The following is a 23,726-nucleotide window of genomic DNA, read 5'->3' on the forward strand; positions in this document are numbered from 1 at the left end:
GTTCCGCGCCCCAAGCCGCCAAGTCGCCACGCCGGTTGTGCCGTCATGCCCATTTCCCCCTGACGTCGCGCCTGCCGCCGAGTGAGGTTCACAGCTTTGATATCGATCACGGAAGAGATCGTCGTTCCGAGTCCGCCCGAACGTGTCTGGGAGGTCATCTCCGATCCGTCAGCCGTCGTCTCCTGCATCGGCGGCGCCGAACTCGGGGCGTCGCACGACGACGGGTCCTTCGACGGCACTCTGGCCATCAGGTTCGGCGGTCTCCGGGTCAAGTTCGCCGCCCGGATCTCCCTGGACCTGGACGAGTCCGCGCATGAGGGCCGGCTCACAGCTCGCGGCGCGGACGGGCAGGGAGCCACCCGCTTCAGTGCCGGCGCCACGTTCCGGGTCGTCGAGGGAGAAACCTCGGGCACTTCGCGGGTCTTCTGTGACGGCGAGATCAAACTCAACGGGAAGCTGGCCAAGTTGATCGAGTCGGGCGCGGGGATGGTGGTCTCCAGGATGACGAAGGAGTTCACCGACCAGCTCGTCGAGAAGTGTGCGGCGCCGGCCGAGCCACTCACCGCAGCCTCTCCCGCCCCGGCCGCGGCGGCCACCGCCGAGCCGCGGGCGGCGGCGCCGGCGGGAGCGGACACGGTTGCGCCCCGGCCGACCGGCCTGTTCGCCCGCTTGCGGGCGTGGTGGGCAGGACGCCGGCCACGACGCCAGGGGCAGCCGCAGGCGACGAGGCGATCAGGAAAGAGCTCCGGTGAATCACTCGGCCAGGGAGGTCGGCGATGACAACGTCCAGGTTCAACAAGGTGATCGGCGCTCTGGACGCGGGTGAGCACGTCCTCGCGACCTTCTCCGCGGCCGATCCGACGTCCGCGGTCGAGCTGAGCAACTCGGACTACGACGCCGTGGTGTTCGAGATGGAGCACAAGCCCTGGGACATCAACGCGCTGAAGGACAGCTTCCAGTACCTGCTGAGCAGGCGTCGGGTCTTCGAGGCGGACAGCCTCGCACCGGACGTCACCCCGCTCGTGCGCATCCCCGCCAACGGTGCGGAGAAGGCGCAGTGGCACGCGAAGCAGGCACTCGACCTCGGTGCGTTCGGCATCATCTGGCCGCACATCTCCACGGTGGAGGAGGCCCGTAACGCCGTCGCCGCCTGCCGCTACCCGCGCTTGCCCGATGCCCCCCGTCACGAACCGGCCGACCTGCGCGGGGACGGCCCGCACGCGGCGACGCGCTACTGGGGCATCTCGAACATCGAGTACTACGCGAGGGCGGACGTGTGGCCGCTTGCCCCGGACGGAGAGATCCTGGTGGGTCTCATGATCGAGGACCAGCTCGGCATCAAGAACCTGCCGGACATCCTGGACCAGGTGCCGGGGATCGGGCTGGTCCTGATCGGCGAGGGTGACATGAGCCAGGAACTGGGCTTTCCCCGCCAGTACGAACACCCGCGCGTTCTTGAGTGCAAGCGGCAGATTCTCGACATCTGCAACGAACGCGGGGTCGCGGTAGGTCACCCGCACGTGACGGCCGGCAACGTCGAGCAGGTCCTCGCTGACGGCTACCGGTTCCTGATGTCGGCGCCGGTGCGCACCTACCCCGGCCTGCTCAAGGCCCGGGAGCTGACCGGCCGCAGCTGACGCGTGTCGCCCCTGCCGGACACGACGCGACCACCGCAACGCACGTATCGGAGTAATTCGTGATCATCGACAGTCATGGCCACTTCACCACGGCGCCCCCCGCGCTGGGGAAGTGGCGGGAGAAGCAGATTCGGGCGTTCGAGGAGTCCGGCGCCCGGGTCTCGCCCGACGAGCTGCACATCGGCGACGACGAGATCCGCACCGCGATCGAGAACGGGCAGCTGAAGCTGCAGACCGAGCGCGGTACCGACCTCACCATCTTCTCGCCGGGCGCGGGCAAGATGGCCCACCACTACGGCGACGAGCAGACCAGCCTCGACTGGTCGCGCGCCAGCAACGACCTGATCGCCCGGGTGTGCGGCCTCTTCCCCGAGCGGTTCGTGGGTGTGTGCCAGCTTCCGCAGTCCCCGGGCGACGCACTGCCTGCCTCCGTGCGCAACTCTGTTGTCGAACTGGAGCGCTGCGTCGAGGAGCTGGGCTTCGTGGGCTGCCTCCTCAACCCGGACCCCTCGGACGGCTACTACCAGGCGCCGCCGCTGACGGACCGGGTGTACTACCCGCTGTACGAGAAGATGGTCGAGCTCGACGTCCCCGCGATGGTCCATGTCGCGATGTCCCGGAACCCGGCGATGCAGGGCACCTGCGCCCACTATCTGGCCGGTGACACCGCGGCGTTCATGCAGTTGTGTGAGTCGGACCTGTTCAAGGACTTCCCGACGCTGAAACTGATCCTGCCGCACGGTGGGGGAGCGGTTCCGTACCACTGGGGCCGCTACCGCGGAATGATGCAGGACCGCGGCCGGCCGCCGCTGGAGGAGTCGATCCTGCGCAACGTCTACTTCGACACCTGCGTGTACCACAAGCGCGGCATGGAGCTCCTGCTCGACATCATCCCCACCGAGAACGTCTTGTTCGCCTCGGAGATGATCGGCGCCGTCCGCAGCGTGGACCCGGAGACCGGGCGGCGGTTCGACGACACCAAGTACACCCTCGACTCCATCGACAGCCTGAGTGACACCGACCGGCAGGCGGTCTACGGAGGCAACGCACTCCGGGTCTTCTCACGGCTCGACGGCGTCCTGAAAACGCGGGCCACGGCCGCGGCGAACGTGAAGGAGTCCCAGAAGTGAAGGTCTACGAAGCACTGGCCGAGGCGTTCGTCAAGGAAGGCACCAGCGATGTCTTCGGCATGATGGGCGATGCGAACATGCACTGGATGGCCGCTCTCGCCGACCGCGGGGTGCGGTTGTACGAGGTGCGGCACGAGGGTTCCGGCCTCGGTATGGCGGACGGCTGGGCGCGTGGCTCGGGACAGCCGGGTGTGGTCACCACGACCAGTGGTCCTGGTGTGTCGCAGCTGGCGACTTCGATGCTCTGTGCGAGCCGGGCGGGCACCCCGCTGGTCGCGTTCTGCGGGGAGACCCCGCTGGGTGACGAGGGTGCCACCCAGTACCTGGACCAGCGGCGCTTCGCCGCCGCCATCGAGTGCGAGTTCATCCAGGTGACCCGGCCCGAGAACGCCCAGGACGCGGTGCGGGACGCCTTCTACCTGGCACGGACGAAGTCCAGGCCGGTCATGATCAGCGCCCCCTTCGACGTCCAGGTCGCCGAACTGGACGACTACGACGAGAACTACGTACCGTCCACCGCCCTGATCGAGAAGCCCCGGCTGCTGCCCGACCCGTCCAGGGTCCAGGCCGCCTGCGACTTGATCCAGGACGCCAAGCGTGTGGTGATCATCGCCGGGCGGGGTGCGCGCAAGGCGGATTCCGGCGAGGAGATCCTCGCACTCCAGGAGCGGACCGGCGGCCTGCTGGCCACCACCCTGCAGGCGAAGAACTGGCTGTGCGACCGCACCGACTTCCATGTCGGACTGTCGGGGCTGTTCGGCGACAAGCTGTCGATGGAGCTGCTGCAGGAGGCCGACTGCGTGATCGCGGTGGGCGCCAGCCTGAACCACTACACCATCGAGAGCGGCTACCTCTATCCCGAGGCCAAGTACATCCAGATCGACACCGCCCCGCACCTGGTGATGGGTAACGGCAAGGGGGCGGACTGCTATCTGCAGGCGGACGCGGTCACCGCGCTGGGCGAGCTGACCCGGGTGCTTCGGGAGCGGTCCGTCCAGCTGGAGGGCTACCACACCGACCAGGTGCGTCAGCACCTGACCGGCCGGCTCCAGCAGCCGGAGTACGTGCAGGAGCCGGGCAGGCTCGACCCGCGCGAGGCCATCTGGACTCTGGATCACGAACTCCCGGGCGAGATGGGGCTTGTGCTGGGCAGCGGGCACCAGACCGACTTCGGCACCATGCTCTTCCAGCGTTCCCGCGACGTGCTCTCCAACTACGGCATGTTCGGCGCCATCGGCCAGGCCCCGCTGATCGCCATGGGCCAGATGGTCGCCAAGGGCAACAAACCGGGCTTCGTGGTGGAGGGCGACGCGAGCTTCATCATGCACCTGTCCGAGTTCGAGACGGCGTGCCGGTACGACATCCCGCTGCTGGTCGTCGTGATGAACGACCAGGGCCTCGGCGCCGAGTACCACAAGGCGGAAGCGAAGGGCCTCGACCCCGAGCTCGCGACCATCTCCACACCCGAACTGGGCACGGTCGCCCAGGCGCTGGGAGGCGGCGGGGCCACGGTCCGCACCGCGCAGCAGCTGCGCGACGCGCTGGCGGAGTATGTGCGGTCCCCCCGGCCCACCGTGATCGACGTCCGCATCACCCGCGAGGTGCTCAGCACCCCCTACCGCCGTATCCAGTACGGAGAGGACGTGTGAGCAGCATGAGCCAGACACACCCGACGACACCGCTGACCGTACTGCTGGGCAACCACCCGCACACCCGGCCGCTGAAGGACGGGACGGTCCCCGTGGACGGGGTGGACTGCCGGTACCCGGAGTCCTCCCCGCTGCCCCCGGCCTTCGCCCGGATGGTCCGCGATCTGGCCTACGACATCTGCGAGATGCCGATGGCCACCTTCCTCCAGGCCCGGGACGCCGGCATCCCCCTCACCCTGCTGCCGGCCGTGCTGGTGGGAAGCACCCATCACCGTTCCCTGACCCGGCTGCCTCAGAGCCCGGAGATCGCCCCCGGGGACCTCGTGGGCCGGCGCGTGGGTGTGCGTGCCTACGGCCAGACCACGGGCCTGTGGGTGCGCGGCTGGCTCCAGGAGGAGTACGGGGTCAAGTCCTCCGACGTCACCTGGGTGACCACCGAGGACGTCCATGTCGCCCAGTACGTCAACCCTCCCAACGTGGAGCGGTCAAAGGCCGGCCGGGTCGTGGACCTGCTGCGTTCCCACGACGTCTCCGCGGCGGTGCTCGGCCCGAAGGCGATCGGCGGGCAGGGGGCGGGACTGGCCCCGCTCGTCGCCGACGCCGAGAACGCGGGCCTCGCGTGGACCGAGCGGCACGGGACGATCCCGGCCAACCATCTGCTGGTGGTACGCGACGACGTCCTGCGCACCCGCCCGGACGCCGTACTCGCCTTCTACCAGGCCCTGAAGCAGGCGATCGCGGACACCGCGTACGAGCGTGACGACTCACCCGCCGGACGCGCGGTCACAGCCGGATGGAGCGACTCACTCACCGCCTGCCTGGACATCGCCGGACGGTACGCCCAGGAGCAGAACCTCATCAGTCAGCCGGTCGACGTCGCCGCGATCGAGGAGAAGACAGCCTTCCTCGACACGTGAGAGGGCGATCGACCCGGGTGCGCCGCTCAGCGGCGCACCGCGAAGGAACACCGAGAGGAGGGGCAGCGATGGGAGAGCCGGTAGGGCTGCGCAAGCGGGGCAACCCGCCCACGCGTAAGCCGGAGATCTGGACACCCGACCTGCTCGACAAGGTCGCCTGGCGGGTGAAGGCGGCGAACGAGCCGTTCCGGGGGGTCGCCACGTCGGACGGCATCCAGCCGGGACTGTTCCCGCTGCGCGACACCGGTGCGGACATCAGCAAGGTGTACCTGGCGGCGGAGGACTACCTGGCGGGCCTGACGGAGAAGCAGCTCGCCGAGGGCCGGTTCCCGATGGACGACGTGAGCTGGCGCCACTGGAACAACGGCGCCCGGTACTTCCTGCGCCACGGCATCTGCCTGGAGGAGCTCGACGGCGCAGGACGCAATCGGGCCCTGGCCGTCATACGGGAGAGCCTCAGCGCGGACGGGTACCGCCAGATGGTCGACCTGATGCGCCTCAACCTCACCATCGGCGAGCTGAGCGACAACACGCACGGACTCAACGAGTGGCTGTACTGGTTCTCCCTCTACGGGGAGCCGGAGAACGGCGGCCCGTGGGGCTGGCAGCTCGACGGACACCACGTCAACGTCAACTGCGTGTTCGTGGGGGACCAGATGGTCCTCACCCCCACCTTCCTCGGCGCCGAACCGGTGATCGCCGGTTCCGGGAAGTACGCGGGCACGGTGGCCTTCCGGGGCGAGGAGGCACTCGGGCACGAGCTGTTCACCCAGCTCGACGGCCGGCGGCGGGAGCGGGCCGTCATCGCGGACATGATGCCGTCGGAGCTGTTCGCCGGAGCCTTCCGGGACAACTTCGAGCTCAACTACCAGGGGCTGCGGCTGAGCGAGATGTCCACCGGTCAGCGGGACACCGCGCTCCAGCTCCTCGGCCTGTACGTGAACCGGGCCGGCGACCACCATGCCCGCGTGCGCATGGAGGAGGTGCTGGCCCACTTGGGGGACACCCACTTCGGCTGGGTCGGGGACCCCGACGGCACCTTCTACTACCGCTTCCACAGCCCGGTGATCCTCGTCGAGTTCGAGCACATGCCCGGCGTGCTCTTCGACAACGACTATCACTCGCGCCGGCACATCCACACCGTCGTCCGTACCCCCAACGGCAACGACTTCGGCGTCGACCTGCTGCGCCGGCACCACGAGCGGCACCACGAACCGCGGACGGCACACCCCGGCCGCCAGGCCTGAGCCCCCCAGTCCCTGTAGCAAGAGGAGAGAGAAATGAAGTTGGTGCTTGGCCGTGACGATCTCGCGGCAGCCGCGCTGTCGGCGGCCCGCGAGGCGGGTTCCGAGCCGGAGCGGGTCGGCATCAAGCCGGTGCACAAGGCCTCCCGCGGATTCGTGAACGAGTCGGACGTGGACCTGTGCGAACTGGCGATCGTGACCGTTCTGCAGGCCCTCGCCCACGGCAAGCCGGTGTTGCTGCTGCCGGTCACCACTCTCGGACGCCACCAGCACCAGACCCTCGTGACCCTCGGCAAGCTGTCGGTCGCCGACGTGGAGGGGCACAGCGTCGGGGTCCGCGCCTGGAGCCAGACCACCGGTGTGTGGATGCGCGGGTTCCTCACCGAGCAGTACGGCGTCGACCTGCGCAAGGCGCAGTGGACGACGTACGAGGGGCACCACGTCGACGGCGCCGTGGACCCGTCCTGGGTGAAGCGGGCGCCGAAGGGGACCAAGCTGCCGGCGGACTTCATCGAAGGCCGGGTCGACTTCGGGATCATGGGCAACGAACTGCCCTTGGACGACCGCATCCGCACCGCCATCGACGACGCCCACACGGTCGCCGAACAGTGGTCGAAGGCCCAGGGGTTCATCCCGGTCAACCACGTGGTCGGTGTGTCCGAGGCCGCTGCCGCGGAACACCCCGCCGCCGTCCTCGCCGCGTACGACGCGATGCGCTCCGTGCTCACGGCCAAGGAGGAGGGCGGACCGGTCGCCCTGCACCCGGTGGGCTTCGAAGGACTGCGCGCCGCCTTCACCAAGGCCGCCGCCTACGCACTGGAGCAGGACGTGATTCCCCGGGCCGTGGACTACGACGAGCTCGTCGAGCGGTCCTGCTCGGCACTCGGCGTGCCGCCGGCCCGCCTCGGCGGCTGAGACCGGCGGAACGACCAGTCGGACCAGAACCAGAAACAGCAAAGGACAGGGCATGAACAAGCTCACGGTGGTTGTCGGAGAGTTCCCGCACGCGCAGCCGCTGCTCGACGGCGACGCCGAGATCGACGGGTACGGGGTCGAGCCGGTGGAGGTCAAGCCGGTCATCGGCGCATATCGGCGGATGATCCGGGACCTGGAGTTCGACGTGTGCGAACTCGCGCCGGTCTCGTACCTGATGGCGCGTCAGGAAGGTATCCCCCTCACCGCGGTTCCGGTGTTCCTCAACCGGCGCTTCCACCACGGCGATGTGCAGTGTGCCGCCGACTCGGGTATCCGTGTGCCGCGGGACCTGGAGGGACGCAGGATCGGCGTGCGCGCCTACTCCGTGAGCACCGGTGTGTGGGTGCGCGGCGTACTGCGTGACGAGTACGGCGTGGACATCGACAAGATCACCTGGGTGGTGGACGACGACGACCACATCGAGGGCCGCGCCCCGGCCAACGTCGAGCGGGTCACCGACGGCCGCTCGCTTGGCGAGCTGTTGCGGGCCGGGGAGATCGACGCCGCACTGACCGGCAACGCCGGAACCGGCCGGTCGGGCGCGCCCAAGGCCGGCTGGACGGCGGCCACCGAGCCGGCGCCCGGTAGCGACGACAGCCCCTACCCGCTGTTCCCCGAGGCGGGCACCCTCGCCGTCGACCACTACCTGCGCAAGGGCGTCTACCCGCTGCACTCACTCATCTCGGTGCGCACCGAGCTCGTGGAGCGCGACCCCGGCCTGCCGTCCAAGCTGTACGCGGCGTTCGCCCGCAGCAAGCGACTGCACCTCGCCGCCCACCCCGACTGGTCGGCGGTGCCCCGGCTGGCCCGCCAGGGGCGCGCGATCGGCGCCGACCCCGTGCCCTACGGCATCACGGCCAACGAGCCCAGCCTGAACGCGATGGTGCGGTTCTCCAAGGACCAGGGCCTGCTCGACGCCGGCTTCCCCGCGGACGTGCGCTCGCTGTTCGCCGCGGGCGACTACCCCGGCGCCTGAGCCCGTCCGTACAGAACTCACCGAAGACAGAGGAGCGCCCCCATGGACGTCGTCGACGCACACTGCCACATCATCTCCGAGGACCTGACCAGTTACCCCAAGGCCCCGATCGGGGGCAAGCAGTCGGCGTGGGCCGCGACCCGGCCCGTGACCGCCGAGGGCATGGTCAGCCGCATGGACGAGACCGGCATCGACCAGGCCGTCCTGGTCCAGGCCACCACCAACTACGGCTACGACAACTCGTACGTCCTCGACAGCAGCCGGCACCGGCCGGAGCGCTTCGTCGCCGTCGGCACCGTCGACCCGCTGCGCCCGGACGCAGCCGTCGGCCTCAAGGCCGCGGTGGGCGAGGGCGGTCTGGCCGGCGTGCGACTGTTCACCAGCGGCAGCACCGTGCCGACGCAGGGGGAGTGGTTCGTCGCCCCGGAGACCTTCCCCTTCTGGGAGCAGGCCGCGGAACTGGACCTGCCGGTCTGCCTTCAGATGCGCCTCGGGCCGGCCACCAGGCAGCTGGTGGAACTCCTGGAGCGGTTCCCGGGCGTGAAGGTGCTCCTCGACCACATCGGCTACCCCGACATCGCCGCCTCGCCCTCCCGCGCCGGCGCCGAGGTCGCGGAGCTCGCGGCCCACCCGGGCCTCCACCTCAAGCTCACCCACCGCAACCTCGAACGGCTGCAGGACGCCGGAGAGCGCGCCGGTGACTTCCTCGGACCGGTCGTCGAGGCGTTCGGAGCCGAGCGGATCGCCTGGGGCTCGAACTGCCCGGCGGCCGAGCAGTCGCTGCCGGACCTCCTCGCCCTCGCACAGGAGGCCCTTGCAGGCCTGCCGGAGCGGGACAGGCAGGAGATCTTCGCGGGCACGGCCCGGCGCCTGTACCCGTCCCTGGGCGGATCCGGGAGCTGAGGGGACGTGTCGTGGGCTAGTGTTCCCGCCTCGGTTCTCATCTCTACAGAAGGTAAAGGCGGCCAAGGTGGACAGCGACAGCATCGGTGCGGAGTCCGGGGCAAAGGCGTCGGGCACCCGCTACAGCCATGCCTACGAAGGGCTGCGCTCCCTGTTGTTGTCAGGGAGTATCGCGCCCGACACACGGCTGACCGAAGCGGACCTCACGCGGATGTTCGACGTGTCCCGGAGCACCATGCGCACCGCGCTGGCGCGACTGACGCAGGAGGGCTACGTCACCGGCGAGGTCAACCGCGGGGTGCGCACCAGGAGCTTCTCCGTCGAGGAAGCTGCGGACATCCTGGAGGCCCGCGAGATCCTGGAGGCCGCCCTCGCAGGCAAGGCGGCGGAACGGGCCACGGACGAGGAGATCGAAGAGCTGCGCCGCACACTCCAGGACATGGAGGAGGCGCAGTCCCGCGGAGACCAGGATGCCTACTCGCGCGGCAACCGAAGCTTCCACCAGCAGATCAAGCACGCCGCGCACCAGAGGACTCTGGCACGCGCCTACGACACACTGCTCTATCCCCTGGTGATGCGCCAGTACCGCAATCTCTCCGCACAGCACCCGCGATCAGGGTCGCTGGAGGAACACCAGGCCATCTTTCTCGCCGTCGTCACCCGCAACCCCGATGCGGCTCTGGCGGCGATGCGCCATCACGTCGGCTCCGCCCGCAGGGCGCTGCTGTTGGACAAGTCCCCGGAGACGCCAGTCACCTGACGTGCCGCCGGGGCCGGAAGGACCCCATGCGTCACACCGTGGACACGGAAGCAGGGCTCGTCGAGGGCGTACCGTGCAGGAACCGTTCCGTCACCGTCTTCCGCGGCGTCCCCTACGCGGCCCCGCCCGTCGGCGACCTGCGGTGGCGGCCACCGCAGCCGCCGCCGCGCTGGGACGGGGTGCGGCAGGCCCACCGGTTCGGGCCCATGTGCCCGCAGGCGCCCACCGAGGCGGCCGCGACCGGCGTCGACGTGCCGATGAGCGAGGACTGCCTGAGCCTGAACATCTGGACGGGCGCACCCTCCGCCGCGGATCTCCGCCCGGTACTCGTGTGGATCTACGGCGGCGGATTCCGCGAGGGGACGGGGGCTCATCCCCGCTACGACGGCGAGAACCTGGCGAGTAAGGGCCTGGTAGTCGTCACCTTCAACTACCGTCTCGGTGCCTTCGGCTTCCTCGCCACACCGGAGCTGAGTGAGGAGTCGGAACACGGCTCGTCCGGGAACTACGGACTGCTCGACTGTGTCGCCGCCCTGCGCTGGGTACGCGACAACATCGCGCGCTTCGGCGGCGACGCCGACCGGGTCACCGTCGCCGGCCAGTCGGCGGGTGCCGGTGCGGTCAACTTCCTGGCACTGTCCCCGCTCGCGAAGGGCCTGTTCCGCCGTGCGATCGCGCAGAGTCACGCGCGGTACGCACGCGATCCCGAGCTGCGCTACCTGTCCACCTCCTACCGCCTGCCGGCGTACGCCGAGGCCGCAGGGGACCGATACATCCGGGAACACGGCTCGCGCACCATCCGCGAGCTGCGGTCCCTGCACTGGCGGAAGCTGGTCGACGGGAACCACCCCGTCGACACGGCGGTCGAGACCGGCGGGGCGGCGTGGCCGCCGTTGTTCCGTCCCGTCATGGACGGGTGGGTGATTCCCGCCGGCTACGACGAGACGTACACCAAGGGTTTGCAGAACGACGTCGACTACCTCACCGGGAACAACCTCGACGAGAGCGGGGCCGTTCCGCAGAGCATGGTCGGGGCCCTGCGAACCGGGCGACGGACGGTGAGACCCGGATCGCCGCCGGTGAACGTGACGCTCGAACAGCATGTCGCCGCGGCAAGGCGTAAGTTCGGGCCGCTCGCCGACGAGTTCCTGCGGCTCTACCCGGCTCGTACGGACGACGAGGCGGCTCACGCGAGCAGTCGCGCGGCACGCGACAACTCCCGTATCTCCACCTGGTTGTGGGGCACCGACTGGGCCCGCCGAGCCACCGGCAGACTGCACACCTACTTCTGGACCCACCGCGCACCGGCGGCGGACGCGGGCCCCCGGCGCGCATCCCACGGCTCCGAGATCGACTACGTCTTCGGCAACCCGGCCGGCGGCACCAGGGCGTGGAACGAGGAGGACCACGAGATCGCGCGGGTTCTCTCCTGCTACTGGGTCAACTTCGTCGCCACCGGCGACCCCAACGGCGCCGGCCTGCCGCACTGGCCCGCCTTCTCGGCGGACACCCCCGGCGTCATGGAGATCGGTGCCGCATTCGGACCCGACCCCCTCGCGGATCCGACGCACACCGACTTCTGGACCCGCTTCTTCTCCACCCAACAGCCTTGGTGAACAAAGGAGTTCCCATGAAGTACCGCATGAACCGCCCGTCCCTCGCGCTGGCCGCCTCCGTGGTGCTCGGTGCCGCACTGATGACCGCCTGCAGCAGCGAAGGCTCGTCGTCGGTGGGCTCGGACGGCAAGACCACCGTCTCGGTGGGAGTGAGCGGCAACGTCTTCGACATGTCCATTCGCCTGGCGGAGGAGAACGGCTACTTCGACAAGCAGAACATCAAGATCAAGTATGTGACGCTGACCGCCTCCACCGGCACCTCCGCGCTGCAGTCGAACTCGGTGCAGTTCCTCAACTCCAGCCCGACCAGCTACCTGGCAGGCCTCTCCAAGGGCCTGCCGGAACTCTCGGTCGCCACGAACGGAGGGGGCAACCCGCTCGGCATCGTCGTCAGCACCGCGTTCGCGAAGAAGCACGGCCTGACCGCCGAGACCCCGGCAGCCGAAGTGGCCAAGGCGCTTGCCGACTCCACGGCCGGCGCCAGCTCCGCCAACACCAAGGCCGAGGCGGGCATCTTCCTCAAGGCCCACGGCGTCGACCCGGACAAGCTGAAGTGGGTCTCGCTGCCGAGCCCGGCCGCCGACAAGGCCGCCCTCACCAAGGGGGAGGTCGACTGGTTCATCACCTCGGAGCCGATCCCCCTGCAGGTCCAGCACGAGGGCGACGGCATCGTGGTGGCCCACTCGGACAAGGTCCCCGAGTGGGCCGCCGGGCAGGCCGGATACGGCCAGGTCGTGGTCGTGAAGGAGGACTACGCGAAGAGCAACTCCACCACGGTCAAGGGGTTCGCCACCGCCGTCCAGCAAGCCACCACCTACCTCGACACCCACGCCTCCGACGACAAGGCCGTCCTGGCCGCCGCGCGCGCGAGCCTGCCGGGCATGCCCGACGACGTGCTGAGCGAAGCCGTCTCGCAGGTGGACTGGCCCGAGACCGCCAAGCAGGACGCCGCCGGATGGAAGAAGACCGTCGCCTTCGTGAAGGACGGCATAGGCGCGGTGCCGGACGCGAGCGTGTCCGCCGACAACTGGACCAACAAGTACCTGCCGTGACACGGCCGAACCCAACCGGAAAGGAGAAGTCCATGGCGATCGTCACCGACAAAGCTGTGACCGAGCCCGAGCCCGACACGGCGGGAAAGCCCACCAGGAAAGCACGCGCCGGCCTGCAGAGCACGGGCTCCGTCATCGCGCTGCGCATCCTGGTGATCGTGGCCGCCCTCGTCCTGTGGCAGCTGATGAGCGGCCCCGTCGTACCCGAGTACGCGGTCAGCAAGCCCACCGAGGTCTACGACGCCCTCACGGACATGCTCGGCTCGGCGGCCGGATGGAACAACATCAGGGTGACCACCGTCGAGGTGCTGGCCGGCTTCGGTCTCGGCGTCGCGGCGGGCACGGTGATGGGCCTCGTCCTGGGCTCCTTCCCGCTCCTGGGACGTGTGCTCGAACCGCTCGTCGCAGCCGTCAACGGCATCCCGAAGATCGCGCTCGCCCCACTGTTCCTCCTGTTCTTCGGCATCGGACCCTGGTCGAAGATCACCATCGCCATGACCGGTGTCGCCTTCGTGGTCTTCTACAACATCTACCTCGGCCTGCGGATGCGCGAACGCGAACTCGTCGAGGTCGTCCAGGTGATGGGAGGGCGCAAGCACCATGTCCTGGGCTATGTGACGATCCCGACGCTCGCCGCACCGTTCTTCGCCGCTCTCAAGACCGGCGGGCCCCTGGCCATCCTCGGTGTCATCGGCGGAGAGTTCATCGCCTCCTCCGAGGGAGTCGGCCATGAGCTGTTCACCGCCGCCCAGAACCTCGACGCGGCCTCCGAGTTCGCCGGCCTCATCGTCCTCGTCGCGCTGACCCTGTCTCTCAACGGCGTGCTGACCGCCCTCGACTCCTACGCCCTCAAGCGCCTCGGCCTGGCGGCCCGTCGCCGGCCCCAGGCCAAGCGCTGAGAAAGGACAGCCATACCGATGAACGGACACCCGCACCCCTCACCGCCCGTCGCCGGGGCAGACGTATCACCGTCGTCCCGGCGCCCCTCCCGTAGAGCGGTGCTGGCAGCGGCCACGGCATCGGCCGTGACCGCCGTACCACTGCTCTCCGCCACCTCGGCCGCCGCCGCCCCGAACCGGCACGGTGACCTGCTCTACATCGGCACGTGGGGCCAGGAACAGGTGCACGCCGTCCGGTTCGACCCCGTCCGCGGCATCATGGACACCCTCGGGCCCATGGCGGAGGTCAGCTCGAACTGGGTCGCGGTGCACCCGACCCGGCCTGTTCTGTACGTCGCCGGGGGCGAACCGGGCGGGTTCGTTCGCACCTTCCGTATCGACAAGGCCTCGGGCGCTCTCAGCCGGACGGGCGAGATCGCGACGGAGGCCGCCCCCAGCGGCAGTGGCGGACTGTCGTACATCGGCCTGAACGGTGACGCGGACACGCTGCTGGTCGCCGACTTCGCGACCGGCACGGCGGCGACCGTTCAGGTCGGCCGCGACGGCCGGCTGGGTGCCCTGGCGTCCTGGGTGCAGGACACCGGTTCAGGGCCCAGTCCGCGACAGGCAGGGCCGCACCCGCACCACGTGGTCATCGATCCGAGCCGCAGGTTCGCCCTGGTCGCGGACTTCGGTGCCGACCGGGTGTTCGTCTACGACTACGACCGGGCCACGCACCGGCTGTCCGCCGGCACACCCGACGGCCCCGGCTTCTACGCGACAGCACCGGGATCGGGCCCGCGGCGCCTGGCCTTCCACCCGAGGGGGCGGATGGTCTACCTGCTGAACGAGCTCACGGCCGACATACAGGTGCTGCGGTGGGACTCCAGGACGGGCATGCTGACCCCCCGTCAGCTCCTGACGACCAACGCACCGGGCCACACCGGCACCACGAGCGCCGCCGAACTGGCGATCAGCCGGGACGGCCGCCACGTCTACGCCTCCAACCGCGGGGACAACGCCCTGGTCGTCTTCTCGGTCGACCCCGGCACCGGCCTGCTCACCGAGTCGCAGCGCCTGCCCTGCGGCGGCGTCACGCCATGGAGCTTCTCCCTGCACCCCGGCGGGCGATGGCTGTTCGTCGCGAACGAGGTGAGCAGCACGGTCAACCTCTTCCATGTGGACCCGGGATCCGGGCGCCTCACGGACACCGGCAACTCCGTCGCCGTACCCAATCCCGACTGCATCGCAGTCTTCTCCCCGGGCGGCACAGCAGGAGCCACCCGCTTCTGATCACGCGCCTTCGCCGGGGCTGCTCCGTCGCCGACGGCCGGCTCGGCGAAGGCGCGTCGCTTGGATGATGACGGCACGTCAGTGCCCCCTCGCGCACCAAATTGTCGGACAATGGAATCTCAGATTCCGGTAACAAGTCGCTATGAGTGCGGAGTTTTGCAGAATCTCTTGTGGGCTGGATTTCTCTGGTGTTACGGTCACGCCCAACTTGTTCGACAATCCATGCGGCGGACGCATGTGACCCGCGAACCGAGCCCCTGTTGCGAACCACCGGACTCCCGTCGTCGGCAGGCGTTCTCCCCCTGCCGGCGGTCGCGCGGGGTGCGGTGGTTCTGCCGAGCGGTTGTACGTCCGTCGCCAACGAAAGGACCCGGACAGCGATGTCACCTGACATGAAGCGTCGAGCGTTCCTCACGACCGGCGCGGGCGTCGCCGGCGCCGCGTTGCTGCCGAGGCCGTTCGCCGTGGCGGCGGCGGCCTCGGGCAAGAAGGGGGTGATGCTGATGAACCGTATCGGTCCGTCCGCATCCACCCTGTACATCGCGAACGCCGACGGTTCCGACGAACGCGTACTGCTGCAGAACGCCGCGTTCGAATACCATGCGGCCTTCTCCACCGACGGCGCTTCGGTGTTCTTCACGTCGGAACGTACGGGCGACGGCAACTCATGTCTCTACCGGGCAAGGGCAGACGGGTCGGGCGTCCAGCCTCTGGTGGTCAACTCGGCGATGAACGACTGGGCCGTGCCGTCGCCCGACGGCAAGAAGGTGGCCTTCGTCTCCACGAGCGGTGACCACAGAACGCACATCTGGTCGCTGGACCTCGCCACGAAGAAGCTGACCAACCTGACAGGCACCGCGGCGCTCGCCGGTGATCCCGCGAGCCCGGACGGTCACTTCCGCCCCTCCTGGTCGCCCGACGGCCAGTGGATCGCCTTCTCCAGCGACCGCAACACCACATGGCGTGGGCACGGCAACGGTACCGGCTGGGAGCACACACAGGAGCTCAGCGTCTACGTCATCCGGCCGGACGGCACCGGCTTCCGCCAGGTCGCGACGCGGGACGGATACTGCCTCGGCTCGCCGAAGTGGTCACCCGACGGCTCTCGGATCGTCTTCTACGAGATCACTGTCGAAGGAACCTGGGGTGCCCACCGCCCGGAGGCCATCGGGACGGTGGAATCCCAGATCGTCTCGGTCGACGTGGCAACGGGCGCACGTGTCGAGCACACCTCTGGCCCTCACCTGAAGGTGGCGCCCCAGTACGTGGGCGCGACGGGGATCGGTTACCTCATCAAGGGCGGGCCCGACGAAGGGCTGGCCTATGTCTCGGGCACGTGGCCGTCCGTCAAGCGGGCGCTGCGCTCTCCGGTCTGGTCGCCGGACGGAACCTCAGTGATCTACGAGAAGCTCGACCACACGACACGCGCGCTCGACGCGCCGCTCTACAGCTGGGACTCGGACTGGGACTACCGTTTCTGCGACGTGTTCCCCGTGCTGTCCAAGGGCGGGCGCCTCGCGATCACCGACAAGCAGGTCGGCACCTCCTCGATCGTCACCATGCGCGCGGACGGTTCGGACCAGAAGGTCGTCTTCGACAGCGCCACCTCGGGCCTCGACCCGGCGATGGTCGCAAAGGGACTGGCCGGTGCCTTCCGGCCCACCTGGTCGCCTGACGGGAAATGGATCGCGTTCGGCGTGGGCGGCTGGTTCCAGACACGCGCGACGAGCGGTGCCGTGCTCGTGCGGGTGCCCAGCGACGGCTCCTCGCACCAAGTGCTCACGGACGGCACGGTCAACGCCGGCTTCCCGAGCTATTCGCAGGACGGCAAGCGGATCGTCTACCGCGTATGGGGCGAGGAAATGGGTCTGCGCGTTCTCGACCTCGAGACCGGCGCGACGACTGTCCTCACCACCGAGTCCGACAACCTGCCCGACTGGTCCGTGGACGGCAAACTCATCCTCTTCACCCGGAAGACGAGCGCGACCAACTTCGACGTCTGCACCATCAAGCCCGACGGAAGCGGTCTGAAGACCCTGACGAGCAGCGGTGCCAACGACGGGCACGCTGTCTGGAACCACGACGGCCGCATTCTGTACAGCAGCGGGATGTACGGCTTCCGGGAAGAAGCGGCGCTCTATGACGACACTTTCCAGCCCTACGGCCAGGTCTTCAGCATGAAGGCGGACGGCTCCGGCAAGAAGATGCTGACCGACAGTCAGTGGGAGGACTCGATGCCGCTCTTCCTTACCCAGGACGTCCTCTGCAAGTGACCTGAGCGGGAGCCCGGGGCCCCGGTGATCGAGGGCGGGGGACCTGGACCGAGCACGTGGGCTGATCGAGTCGGCCGAGGCCGGGCCGCCCGAGCGGCGCTCAATCGGTGGCGACCACGGGCAGGCGCTGATCGCCGTGGCCCGGGGCACGCTCTGTCCCGAACTCGGCGACGGGCCGGGAACCGAGGGAGCGCTGGCCGGGGCGTACGCGGCGGCGATCGGCAGCAAGGACCTGCCGATCGTCGCGACGGTGGCGGTGACCCTGGCCGGGCTCGCCGCGCTGTACGGGCGATACCGCGACGTGGCGGTCGTACTGGGCGCGGCCGCCCGGCTCCGGGGCGCCCACGACCGTACCGATCCACAGATCCGTGGACTGAGCAGCCGTGCCCGGACCGTGCTCGGCGACGAGGGCTTCGCGGAGGCGTACGGGGCCGGCCTGGGCCTGGACGTGGGGGCGGCCCTGAGAAGGGCCGACCCGGCGCTGCTGCGCCGTGCGGCGCCCCCTACTCCTTCACGAACGCCAGGAGGTCGGGGTTGATGACGTCCGGGTGCGTCGAGAGCATGCCGTGCGGGTAGCCCTCGTAGCTCTTCAGCCTGCCGTTCGGCAGCAGCGCGGCCGACAGGGGGCCGGAGTCCTCGTAGGGCACGATCTGGTCGTCGGTGCCATGGGCGACCAGGACCGGCACCTCGATCTTCTTGAGGTCCTCGGTGAAGTCGGTCTCCGAGAAGGCCTTGATGCACTCGTAGTGGGCGTTGGCCGCGCCCCGCATGCCCTGCCTCCACCAGTTGTCGATCAGTCCCTGCGACACCTCGGCACCGGGGCGGTTGAATCCGTAGAACGGACCCGACGGCACCTCGACGTAGAACTGCGCGCGATTGGCGGCGAGGGAGGCGCGGAACCCGTCGAAGACCTCGATGGGCAGGCCGCCCGGGTTCGACGCGGACTTCAGCATGACCGGCGGCACCGCGCTGACGAGCACGGCCTTCGCCACCCGCCCGGGCTCGGAGCGGGCGACGTAGCGGGCGGCTTCTCCGCCGCCGGTGGAATGCCCGATGTGGACCGCGCCGCGCAGATCGAGCGCTTCGGCCAGCGCCCATACGTCAGCGGCGTAGGTGTCCATGTCGTGCCCGTCGGCGCTCTGGGAGGAGCGCCCGTGCCCGCGCCGGTCGTGGGCGATCACGCGGTAGCCCTCGGCGAGGAAGAAGAGCATCTGGCTGTCCCAGTCGTCCGCGCTGAGCGGCCAGCCGTGGTGGAACACGATCGGCTGGGCGTCGCGCGGGCCCCAGTCCTTGTAGTAGATGTCCGTGCCGTCGATCGTGGTGATCGTGCCCATGGTCGATCCTTCCGCTTGAATCGTTTACGCGGCGAGACGTGCGGGAATTCACCGGCCTCACGGGGTGGATGCGCCACTGTCGAGGAGGCCGAAACCGCGACCGAACGCTACAAACGATACCTTCACGGGGCAGAACCCTCATTCCCTGGCGTCACGGCCGTCCCAGGGGATCTCCGTCGACGCGAGGTAGCTGAACCCGCGCTGCTCCCAGAGGCGCCCGTGGCGGGCGACGCGGAGGCGGTGGTCCTCCCAGCGGGGTGCCCGGCCGGTCCACGCGGCTGCCGCGACGGACGGCAGGCGCGGCAGAAGCAGGAAGGTCACATCGTCGAACTCCTCGACCGACTCGCCGAAGACCGTTGCCTCGACGCCGGCGACACGGTCCTCGGGGATCGCGTGGGAGGCCGGGTCCCAGGCGGCGGTGTGCCGGACGCCGCGCGGCCGGTAGGAGGGGAAGCCGAGGCGGGCGGCGGCCGGAGCCTGGCCGGGCGGGACGACCTCGGGGGTGTAGGCGCGGTCCAGGTAGAGGTGGGACTGCGGGGAGAGGAGTACGCGGCCGCCGCCTTCGAGGATGCGCGCGAGGTCGTCGTCGCTGGGGGCGAAGAATCGCTTGAGCGCCGCGATCAGCTCGGGGGTGTGGCCCGCCGTGAGGAGTTCGGGGCGGCCGGCGAGCTCCTCCGGGGTGTCCGGCAGATCCATCATCTCCACGTCGACCCAGAACTGGGCGATGTCGTCCGGGCCGACACCGGCGCGTGAGGACTCCTGCCAGGCCACTGGGCGCTTCCCCGACTCCCGTACGAGCGACCGCAGTTCCCGGATCGCGTGTGCGAAGCCGTCCGGGGTCGTCCCGACGGCCTCGTCCCCGCCGATGTGCACGAACGGGCCCTCGGTCATGCCGCACACATCGGCGAGGACCGCCGCGACGGCCTTCCGGGTGTCCGGGTCCGCGAGGTCGAGCGGTGGGACGTACGGGAAGCGGCCCTTCAGGCCCTCGGGCGCCGGTGCGTCCGGGAGTCCCGGCAGTGCCTCGCGCAGGGTGACGCAGTGGCCCGGCAGGTCGATCTCGGGGACGACCGTCACGAAGCGTTCGGCGGCGTACCGCTGGAGGGCGCGATAGCCATCGGCGGTGTAGAAGTCGCGCGGGGTGCCGTCCGGTCCGGGCGCGGTGAGTCCGGGGACGCCGGGGATCTCGAGGCGCCAGCCCTCGTTGTCCGTCAGGTGCAGATGCAGCACGTTGAGCTTGTAGAGCGCCGCCAGGTCGATGACGCGACGCACCTCGCCCGGCGTGAGGTGGTGGCGTGCCGGGTCGATCAGGAGGCCGCGCCAGGCGTAGCGCGGGGCGTCACGAAGTTCCTGGCAGGGGATGGGGCCGGGGGAGGTGGCGATCAGCTGGAGGGCCGTGGCCGCCGCCCGGAACACCCCGGTGGGGGTGGCCGCGAGGCAGGTGATGCCCGAGCCGGTGACCGTGAGGCGGTAGGACTCGTCGACGGGCCGGGCGGCGCCGCAGGGGGCGACGCCCACCGTCCCGCCGTGCGGCCGGAGCGTCTCGTCGAGGGTGAGCGCGAGGGTCGCGGGTGCTGCCGCGGAGTCCGTGCCGGTGCCCAGATGGGGTTCGAGCAGCGCCTGGACGGTCCCGGCCACCGCGGTCAGGCGGTCGTCCGCAGTGTGGACGCGCCAGGGCCCCGAGGGATGCGGACCCCGGCCGGGAGCGGCCGTGTCCTGCCGTTCGGGCTGGGGAATGACGGCGTTCATGGTCTCCTCCACCGGCTGCTCTCCGCTCACGTGTGAACCGGACGCCTGCGGTGGGGCGCTGAGGTCGTCGCCTCTTCCAGCAGGCCAGGTGCGCCTGTACGCTAACACGAAAACCGATCAATGAACGCTTTTCACGGAGCAGGGAGCGGCTGCCGCCGCCCCCTGCTCCGATGCGGAAGGAGATCCTCTATGACGCCCCCGACCGGGCCAGGACTCGTACTCCCGGAAGGCTTCCTGCTGGGCGCCTCCACCTCCGCCCACCAGGTCGAGGGGAACAATGTCTCCAGCGACTGGTGGGCCATCGAGAACCGGCCCGGCACGTTGGTGACCGAGCGCAGCGGAGACGCGGCCGACAGCTTCCACCGCTGGCCGGAGGACATGGACCTGCTCAGCGAACTCGGCTTCAACACCTACCGGTTCAGCATCGAGTGGGCCCGTATCGAACCCGAGCGCGGACAGGTGTCGCGCGCCGCCGTCGCGCACTACCGCGCCATGGTGTGCGGGGCCCTGGAGCGCGGTCTGACGCCGGTGGTGACGCTGCACCACTTCACCTCCCCGCGCTGGTTCAGCACTCTCGGCGGCTGGCTCTCGCCCGGCTCGGCGGACCTGTTCGCCTCGTTCGCGCGGGTCGCCACGGAGATCCTCCTGCCGGGCGTCCGGCACGTGGCCACCATCAACGAACCGAACATGATCGCGCTGATGTACACCCTGATCCGCGGCGCCGGCCTCACCGGCGACGACACCACCGGGCCGTCGGCGGGCGGCGAGCGGGCCGGTGCCGCACTCGACCCCGGCTCCGCGGAGCCGGACGCCGCCGTGACGCAGGCCCTGATCCGCGCCCACCGGGCCGCCACCGCCGTACTGAAGGAAGCCGACCCCACGCTCCAGGTCGGGTGGACGGTCGCCAACCAGGTCTACCAGGCCGGACCCGGCGCGGCGGAGGCCATGGCGGCGTACGCCCGGCCACGTGAGGACGTCTATCTGGAGGCCGCCAGGGAGGACGACTGGGTCGGCGTCCAGGCCTACACCCGCCACCGCATCGGGAACGACGGCCCACTGCCCGTCGCGGAGGGTGTTCCCACCACGCTGACCGGCTGGGAGATCTACCCAGAGGCGCTGGGGGAGGCCGTACGGCACACCGCCGACGTCGTCGGCCCGGGCGTCCCGGTCCTGGTCACGGAGAACGGCATCGCCACGGCCGACGACGAGCAGCGCATCGCGTACACCACGGCGGCGCTGGCGAGCCTCGCCTCGGCCATGCGTGACGGGATCGACGTACGCGGCTATCTGCACTGGAGTGCCCTGGACAACTACGAATGGGGCTCCTACCGGCCGACGTTCGGGCTGATCGCGGTCGACCCGGAGACCTTCGCGCGCACGCCCAAGCCGTCCGCCGGATGGCTCGGCTCGCTCGCCCGGTCCGGCCGCATACCCGACGGGCCGGGTGGCGACGACGGGCCCGGCGGACTGCGGCGGCCGGATCCGCCCGTGTCCGCGGTGCCGGTTAGGCTGCTGACCATGGCGAAACGGGGCCCGTACGTAAAGGGCGAGGCGAAGCGCACCGAGATCCTGCAGGCAGCTCTGGAGATCTTCGCCACCGAGGGGTACCGCGGTACGTCGCTGCGGAAGGTGGCCGCCAAGTGCAGTCTCAGCCTGCCCGGCCTGATGCACTACTTCAGCTCCAAGGAGGATCTGCTGACCCAGGTCCTCCGGATGCGCGACGAGACCGCGCGGGCGCGGCAGGACGAGCGCAGCAGCCCCGAGAGCTATCGCGAGATCATCCGGGAGGGTATGAAGACCCCGGGTCTGGTGGAGCTGTTCGTCTCCATGGCGGCGGCGGCCGGCGACCCGGCGCACCCGGCACACGCGCACTTCGCGGAGCGCTATCCGGTCCTGCGTGAGCGCGTCGCCGGCTTCGTCCAGGCGCGGATGGACGAGGGCCGGATGACCACGGAGATCCCCGCCGAGCGGCTCGCGGTGCTGCTGATCGCGGTGGCCGACGGTATCCAGCTCCAGTGGCTCATCGACCGCACGACGGACATGGAGCAGCCGATCGACGACATCATGCGGTTGCTCACCCGCGACGCGGAGGGCTGAGAGCGGGCGTGGGTGCCGGCGGTCGTCGCCGGTGCCCGCACCGCTGTCCTCGCGCCGTCCTCAGGCCGGGGCCGGGATCCCCGCCGCCTCCCTGACGGCCGCCGTCCACGGGACCCAGCGCGGATCGGGGCCGGCCGACGGTTCCCAGGACATCGCCGTACAGACGTATCCGACCGCGAGTTCACTCCCCGGATGGGCCATGCCCAGGCGGCCGCCCGCGCCGGCGTGGCCGAAGGAGCCGTCGCCCAGTAGGGGCTCGCCGGGGCGGGGCAGCTCGAAACCGAGCCCGAAGCGGGAGCGGTCGGGTCCGTCGAGCCGGTGCAGCGGCGCGGGCTGCGGCAGATGGTCGGTGTGCGGGGTGCGCGCCAGGTCCAGGGCTCCGGGTGACAGCAGACGTACGCCGTCCACGTGGCCCACGAGTGCGGCGTACAGCCGTGAGAGCGAACGGGCGTTCCCGATTCCGCCCGCTGCCGGAATCCCGGCGGACCGCCCCTCCCTGCGGCCCAACGCATCGGTGAACCGGGCGAGTTCGGCGGCCGAGGCCCGCAGCGCGGTGCCGAGCGGGTGGTCCGGTGCCAGGCCGAGATTACCGACCGCCGTCGCGATCCGCCCGGCTGTGGGCGGTGGGCCCGCGGACTGCCGTGCGAACCGGTGCTCCTCCCGCCGCGGCAGGCCGATCCAGAGATCCAGGCCGAGCGGCCCTGCCACCTGCTCCGCGAAGAGCCGGCCGATGCGCCGCCCCGACACCCGGTGGACCACCTCCCCGACCAGATCTCCGTAGGTCAGCGCGTGGTACAGGAACGCCGATCCCGGCTGCCATACGGGCCGCATCGCCGCGAGTGCACGCACCCGCGACCCGCCGTCGAGCAGGCCGGGCAGCGGTGTTCCGGCGGGATCGGCGCTGAACGCGGGGAGGCCCGCCCGGTGGGCGAGCAGGTCGCAGACCGTGGTGTCCGCCTTGCCCGAGGCGGCGAACTCAGGCCAGTAGCGGGCGACCGGTGCGTCCAGGTCCAGGACACCGCGTTCGCTGAGGAGGTGTGCGCAGACGGCGACGAGGCCTTTGGAGACCGACATCAGGACGCCGACGGAGTCCGGGCCGAAAGGCCGGGGGTCCGGGCCCCCCGTGCCAGGGCCCCCGGTGTCTGTGGCCCCCGTGCCAGGGCCCCCGGTGTCTGTGGCCCCCGTGCCAGGGCCCCCGGTGTCTGTGGCCCCCGTGCCAGGGCCCCCGGTGTCTGTGGCCCCC

Annotated in this window: 20 protein-coding genes and 1 pseudogene; 18 read left to right on the forward strand and 3 right to left on the reverse strand. The window is 70.1% G+C overall.

The genetic code is table 11. From position 1 onward, the window contains the following. The first annotated feature begins 96 nt into the window (after positions 1-96). The 16 genes from ACIREO_RS37730 (at position 97) to ACIREO_RS37805 (ending at position 17,841) form a co-directional block, all read left to right on the forward strand. Complete coding sequence (locus ACIREO_RS37730) at positions 97-780, forward strand: SRPBCC domain-containing protein (protein WP_404119050.1); 684 nt, start codon at positions 97-99, stop codon at positions 778-780. After that, entirely contained in the window at positions 777-1,637 is an 861-nt protein-coding gene (locus ACIREO_RS37735) for an HpcH/HpaI aldolase/citrate lyase family protein (RefSeq protein ID WP_404119053.1), read from the forward strand. Before ACIREO_RS37730 ends, ACIREO_RS37735 begins: the two co-directional genes overlap by 4 nt. Positions 1,638-1,696: 59 nt before the next feature. After that, positions 1,697-2,767, forward strand: coding sequence for an amidohydrolase family protein (locus ACIREO_RS37740; RefSeq protein ID WP_404119056.1), 1,071 nt, complete (start codon positions 1,697-1,699; stop codon positions 2,765-2,767). After that, the gene (locus tag ACIREO_RS37745) at positions 2,764-4,416 is read left to right on the forward strand and encodes a thiamine pyrophosphate-binding protein (protein ID WP_404119058.1); all 1,653 of its coding nucleotides are present in this window, start codon (positions 2,764-2,766) and stop codon (positions 4,414-4,416) included. The genes ACIREO_RS37740 and ACIREO_RS37745 overlap by 4 nt, the downstream gene beginning before the upstream one ends. Before the next feature lie 5 nt (positions 4,417-4,421). Further along, a complete protein-coding gene (locus ACIREO_RS37750; RefSeq protein ID WP_404119060.1) occupies positions 4,422-5,333 on the forward strand; it encodes a hypothetical protein in 912 nt (303 codons plus the stop codon). A gap of 68 nt (positions 5,334-5,401) precedes the next feature. After that, positions 5,402-6,580 carry a DUF3500 domain-containing protein gene (locus ACIREO_RS37755; RefSeq protein ID WP_404119062.1) on the forward strand — a complete coding sequence of 393 codons (1,179 nt, stop codon included), beginning with the start codon at positions 5,402-5,404 and terminating at the stop codon, positions 6,578-6,580. 33 nt (positions 6,581-6,613) lie between these two features. Further along, positions 6,614-7,492 carry a hypothetical protein gene (locus tag ACIREO_RS37760; protein WP_404119064.1) on the forward strand — a complete coding sequence of 293 codons (879 nt, stop codon included), beginning with the start codon at positions 6,614-6,616 and terminating at the stop codon, positions 7,490-7,492. Between the two features lie 52 nt (positions 7,493-7,544). Beyond that, the gene (locus ACIREO_RS37765) at positions 7,545-8,528 is read left to right on the forward strand and encodes an ABC transporter substrate-binding protein (protein WP_404119066.1); all 984 of its coding nucleotides are present in this window, start codon (positions 7,545-7,547) and stop codon (positions 8,526-8,528) included. A 42-nt stretch (positions 8,529-8,570) separates the two neighbouring features. Further along, positions 8,571-9,431 carry an amidohydrolase family protein gene (locus tag ACIREO_RS37770; RefSeq protein WP_404119069.1) on the forward strand — a complete coding sequence of 287 codons (861 nt, stop codon included), beginning with the start codon at positions 8,571-8,573 and terminating at the stop codon, positions 9,429-9,431. Positions 9,432-9,498: 67 nt separating this feature from the next. Next, entirely contained in the window at positions 9,499-10,191 is a 693-nt protein-coding gene (locus tag ACIREO_RS37775; protein WP_404119071.1) for a GntR family transcriptional regulator, read from the forward strand. 26 nt (positions 10,192-10,217) lie between these two features. After that, the gene (locus tag ACIREO_RS37780) at positions 10,218-11,807 is read left to right on the forward strand and encodes a carboxylesterase/lipase family protein (protein ID WP_404119074.1); all 1,590 of its coding nucleotides are present in this window, start codon (positions 10,218-10,220) and stop codon (positions 11,805-11,807) included. A gap of 14 nt (positions 11,808-11,821) precedes the next feature. After that, on the forward strand, positions 11,822-12,859 hold the full coding sequence (locus ACIREO_RS37785; protein WP_404119077.1) for an ABC transporter substrate-binding protein: 1,038 nt from the start codon (positions 11,822-11,824) through the stop codon (positions 12,857-12,859). 32 nt (positions 12,860-12,891) lie between these two features. Continuing rightward, a complete protein-coding gene (locus tag ACIREO_RS37790; protein WP_404119079.1) occupies positions 12,892-13,758 on the forward strand; it encodes an ABC transporter permease in 867 nt (288 codons plus the stop codon). 126 nt (positions 13,759-13,884) lie between these two features. After that, complete coding sequence (locus ACIREO_RS37795) at positions 13,885-15,030, forward strand: lactonase family protein (protein WP_404119082.1); 1,146 nt, start codon at positions 13,885-13,887, stop codon at positions 15,028-15,030. Between the two features lie 380 nt (positions 15,031-15,410). Further along, the gene (locus ACIREO_RS37800; RefSeq protein ID WP_404119084.1) at positions 15,411-17,303 is read left to right on the forward strand and encodes a hypothetical protein; all 1,893 of its coding nucleotides are present in this window, start codon (positions 15,411-15,413) and stop codon (positions 17,301-17,303) included. Positions 17,304-17,439: 136 nt separating this feature from the next. Next, positions 17,440-17,841: a hypothetical protein gene (locus ACIREO_RS37805; protein WP_404119086.1), complete on the forward strand. Its 402-nt coding sequence runs from the start codon at positions 17,440-17,442 to the stop codon at positions 17,839-17,841. Here the strand turns inward: ACIREO_RS37805 and ACIREO_RS37810 are convergent. Then, on the reverse strand, positions 17,807-18,637 hold the full coding sequence (locus ACIREO_RS37810) for an alpha/beta fold hydrolase (protein WP_404119089.1): 831 nt from the start codon (positions 18,635-18,637) through the stop codon (positions 17,807-17,809). The genes ACIREO_RS37805 and ACIREO_RS37810 overlap by 35 nt on opposite strands. Positions 18,638-18,775: 138 nt before the next feature. Beyond that, a complete protein-coding gene (locus ACIREO_RS37815; RefSeq protein ID WP_404119129.1) occupies positions 18,776-20,386 on the reverse strand; it encodes a family 20 glycosylhydrolase in 1,611 nt (536 codons plus the stop codon). Between the two features lie 149 nt (positions 20,387-20,535). Between ACIREO_RS37815 and ACIREO_RS37820 the strand changes: the two are divergent. Continuing rightward, a pseudogene (locus ACIREO_RS37820) lies at positions 20,536-21,838 on the forward strand (glycoside hydrolase family 1 protein); the annotation flags it as partial. A gap of 66 nt (positions 21,839-21,904) precedes the next feature. Beyond that, positions 21,905-22,483, forward strand: a complete 579-nt coding sequence (locus ACIREO_RS37825) for a TetR/AcrR family transcriptional regulator (RefSeq protein WP_404119132.1) — start codon at positions 21,905-21,907, stop codon at positions 22,481-22,483. Between the two features lie 60 nt (positions 22,484-22,543). Here the strand turns inward: ACIREO_RS37825 and ACIREO_RS37830 are convergent, their stop codons facing one another. Beyond that, positions 22,544-23,557, reverse strand: a complete 1,014-nt coding sequence (locus ACIREO_RS37830; RefSeq protein WP_404119091.1) for a serine hydrolase domain-containing protein — start codon at positions 23,555-23,557, stop codon at positions 22,544-22,546. Positions 23,558-23,726 lie beyond the last annotated feature (169 nt).

The organism is Streptomyces sp. NPDC102441 (assembly GCF_044765585.1).
In the GTDB taxonomy this organism is placed as follows: domain Bacteria; phylum Actinomycetota; class Actinomycetes; order Streptomycetales; family Streptomycetaceae; genus Streptomyces.